Source organism: Actinocorallia aurantiaca (assembly GCF_039533685.1).
GTDB classification, from domain to species: Bacteria; Actinomycetota; Actinomycetes; order Streptosporangiales; family Streptosporangiaceae; genus Actinocorallia; species Actinocorallia aurantiaca.
The window spans coordinates 192,201-196,066 of the sequence record NZ_BAAATZ010000013.1; the positions used below are offsets into that span (position 1 = coordinate 192,201).

General features: G+C 73.7%; 3 protein-coding genes. 2 read left to right on the top strand and 1 reads right to left on the bottom strand.

The genetic code is table 11. From position 1 onward, the window contains the following. Positions 1 to 31 precede the first annotated feature (31 nt). A complete protein-coding gene (locus ABD327_RS18885; RefSeq protein WP_344451797.1) occupies positions 32 to 1,129 on the bottom strand; it encodes a DivIVA domain-containing protein in 1,098 nt (365 codons plus the stop codon). Positions 1,130 to 1,438: 309 nt separating this feature from the next. On the opposite strand from ABD327_RS18885, the gene ABD327_RS18890 reads away from it, so the two are divergent. Together ABD327_RS18890 and ABD327_RS18895 are read left to right on the top strand one after the other, a co-directional pair. Then, entirely contained in the window at positions 1,439 to 1,960 is a 522-nt protein-coding gene (locus ABD327_RS18890; protein ID WP_344451798.1) for a gamma carbonic anhydrase family protein, read from the top strand. Positions 1,961 to 2,024: 64 nt separating this feature from the next. After that, positions 2,025 to 3,866, top strand: a 1,842-nt coding sequence (locus tag ABD327_RS18895; protein WP_344451799.1) for a hypothetical protein, incomplete at its 3' end; no start/stop codon positions are given.

Below are 3,866 nucleotides of genomic sequence, written 5' to 3' on the forward strand. Positions count from 1 at the left end.
CAGGGGGGAGGCCGCCTTCGCGGGAGGGACGTCAGATCGCGGGGTCGCCCTGGTGGGGGTGCGGGGCCGGGATCTGGGCCGGGGCGGGCTCGTCGTCGGTGCCGTAGGCGGAGGACGGGGCGGCGCTCAGCGGCTTCACCGGCTTGACCGGCTCGGCGGAGGCGTTCGCCGTCCCGGGGACGCCGGAGGCGGACAGGGAGGACGACGGAGCAGAGGGGACCGACGGCGTGGAGGGGGCCGTCAGCGTCGAGGACCCCGAGGAGGACAGCGCCGTCGAGGAGATCGAGGACGGTGCCGAAGGCGACGACGGGGACGGCGACGCGGACGGCGCGGGCGACGGGGACGCCGACACCGGCGAAGCGGGGGAGGACGGGCCGGAGCCGGCCGCCGCGGGGGCGGAGGCGGGGCGGGCGTGCTTGCGCGTCGGCAGTTTGCCGGCCGCCTCCTCGACCATCTTCTCCAGCGGGCCGGCCTCGTTCTCGGCGCGGAGCAGGGCGCTGAGGGTGTGGCTGATCTCGGTGAGCCGCTGCAGGGCGTTGGAGTGGTTCTTGGTGACGTGATCCAGGCGCTCGGTGGCGTCCTCGTTGATGACGGTGGAGCGGCGCTCGGCCTGGGTGAGGGTGCGCTCGGCCTCCAGCCGCGCCCCGGTCACGGTCTGCTCGGCCTCGTGCTTCGCGGCCGTCAGCACCTTCTCGGACTCGTTCTTGGCGGCGTTGAGCACCTGGGACGCCTTCTCCTGCGCGGCGGCGACATCCCGCTCGGCCTGGCCCCGGGAGTCGTCGATGATGCGCTTGGACTCGCGCTCGGCGTCGTGGCGGATCTGCTGTCCGGCGCGCTCGGCGTCGGCGATCTTCTCCTTCGCCTCGTCCTCGGCCAGGTTGATGATCTGGCGGAGCCGCTCGCTGAGATCGTCCCCGGTGGGGCGGCGCGCCTCGCGCACCTCCACCATCTCCCGGCGGGTGCGCTCCACGTCGTCCAGGGCCCGCTGGAGCCGGGCCTCGAGGTCCCGGATCTGGTTCTGGTAGCGGATGATCATTTCGTCGACCTGACGGCGGTTGTAGCCGCGCATCACGATCTCGAACTGTTCTTCTTTGAGGAGATTGGGAAGGATCTCTGCTTCGTTGCTCATGGTGCCTAAGGGGGTCGGCCCCGTGACCGGGGGGCTGCTGATGTTTCAGGAGGGGCTGGGGTGCACCCCTGATTGCGGGACGTCGACCCGACTCTGGTCCGGTCCGGCCCGATCGCGCAACCGGAACGACGGTTCTCGCGAGAATTGGCCGCTGTTCACCCCGTTTTCTCGCCCGTATAGACGGGTCTTCCGGTTATGTCAGGCGGAGGCTTCCTTCCTGCGGGTACCGGGGGGAGGGGGGTGGAATCGTCTCCGGTCCGGGCGGGCCCGGCGGAGACTCCTCCGCCCTGAACAGACAGAATACGGTTCATGACGTTCTTGGGCGCACTCGGCGCATACCAGCCTCGAATTCACCCCACCGCATGGATCGCCCCGGGCGCCGTGGTGGTCGGGAAGGTGACCCTCGGCCGCGACTCCAGTGTCTGGTACGGCTCGGTCCTGCGGGCCGACGCCGAGGAGGTCGTCGTCGGAGACGAGTGCAACATCCAGGACCTGTCCTGCATGCACTCCGACCCCGGGCTGCCCGCCGTTCTGGAGGACGGGGTCTCGCTCGGGCACAAGGCGATGGTCCACGGCGCGTACGTCGAGACCGGCGCGCTCATCGGCATCGGCGCGATCGTGCTCAACGGCGCGCGGATCGGGGCCCGCACCCTGGTGGCGGCGGGTGCGCTGGTCACCCCCGGCAAGAAGTTCCCCTCCGGGGTGCTGGTCGCGGGCGCTCCGGCCAAGGTGGTGCGGGAACTGAACGACGACGACCTCGCCGGGCTGAAATTCACCTCCAGCGTGTACGTGGAGAAGGCGGAACAGCACCGCGGCGCCGACTGGAAATGATCAATGGTCCGGCTTTCCGGGAACAGCCGGACCATTGAACAAGGCGGTCAATTACGATGTGCGAGTGGCATGGGGACCAGGACCGGGTGATTCTCGGCGAGAAGACCTGTTCAGCGCCGCGGAGCGCGAGATCAGGGCGGTGGTCTCCGCGGGCTGGTGGCCCACCGCGCGGGCCGGGCAGCGCGAGCACGCCCTCGCGGGCCATGTCATCGAGCTGCCCGACGCCACCCAGTGGCTGTTCGGGGCGTGGGCGCGCTGGTACCGCAAGCACCCGGGCGACACGCAGTGGTACCTGTGCCCGCCGCCGTACGCCACGGTCGTCCGGCGTTCGGGCAGGACCGCGGCGCCCTCGGCGGGGCTGCCCCCGCACGTCGTCCCGCTCGGCCCCGACTTCAACGTCTCCTCGCCCGCCGCGCTGCCGTTCGTCGGCGCCGACCTGTCGCAGCTGACCGGGCGGGTCCGGGCCACCGTGGAGTCGGCCGCGGCGCTGCCCGCCTCCGACTTCCCCAAGCCGGCCGAGAACACCCCGCGCTGGCTGGCCGACTTCTCCCCCGAGGTCCCCAACACGGTCGCGGCCTGCTGGGGCGTCATGCTCTGGTGCGCCTCGGCCCCCGTCTTCGACGCCCAGCGGGACGCCGACCTCCTGGCCCTGTGGGAGCCCTACCGCGTCGCCCCGCTGCCCCGCATCGAGGGGCCGCGCTGGCTGACCCCGCCGACGCTGGAGGAGCTCGTCTCCCTGTACGTCGAGCGGCTGCGCGCGCACAACGTCCAGGCGGCCGTCGTCATCCTGCGCACCATGTGGGCGACGGCCTCCGCGCTGCGCGACGAGCCGCGGTTCACCGCCCGCGCCGACGCGCTGCTGGCCATCCTCAACGTCACGCTGTCCGATCCCCAGCAGGACTACGGGGCGCTGCCGCACGGCGACGCCGCCGTCGCCCAGCTGTGGATCACCCGCTGCCCGCCGAACCTCAGCCCCGGGCTGCGCGCCGAGAGCTCGCCGGGCGACGGGTTCCGGCACCTCTTCTACGACCTGGCCGGATGCCTGGTGCCGGCCGCGGGCGAGCCGGGCGACCCCGCGTTCGTGGAGCCCCGGCTGATCGCGGCCTCGATGCTCGCCACCGACCTGGCGATCGTCCGGCAGGACGTCGTCACCGAGGTCACCCGCTGGCTCGACCCGGAGATCCGCTTCACCGTCCAGGCGATGATCTCCCAGCCGGGCCACCCGCTGCGCCGCAGGTTCTGGCCGATCGACCAGCGGCTGCCGCAGCAGCTGCGCGACGGCACCGCGGGCAACCGCGAGGAGCTGCTGGCCGTCCTCTTCTCGGTGGCGCTGTCCTGGTGCCGCCTGGGCGGCGGCATCCCGGCCCGGCCGCGCGGCTTCCCCGCGCCGGTCGCGGTGCTGGCCGAGCTGATCGGGCTGGAGCGGGCCACCGCCACCACCCCGGCCGCCGTCCCGCCGCCCCCGCCCCAGCAGTGGGGAGCACAGCCTCCGCAGCAGCAGTGGGGAGCGCCGCCGGTCCAGCCCGGACAGGAGGCCGCGCAGCCCCCCGCGCCCGGCTGGGGAGCCCAGCCTGGCCGGCCCGGCCAGGAGGCGGCGCAGGCGCCCGCGCCCGGCTGGGGAGCGCAGCCCGGCCAACCCGGCCAACCCGGTCAGGAGGCGGCACAGCCTTCCGCGCCCGGGTGGGGGGCCCAGCCCGTCCCGCCCGGCTCCGAGGGGCGGCAGCCCGCCGCACAGGGGCAGCAGTGGGGCGCCCAGCCGCCGGACCAGCGCACCGCGCGCGCGGAGTTCGGTTCGGACGGGCGGCTCGTCGTGCCCGGCGCGCACGGCCAGGGAGCGCCGCCCGCCGAGCCTGCGGCCCACGGGGAGCAGGCGGCGCCGTTCGGAGCGCCGGGAGCGTCCTACCAG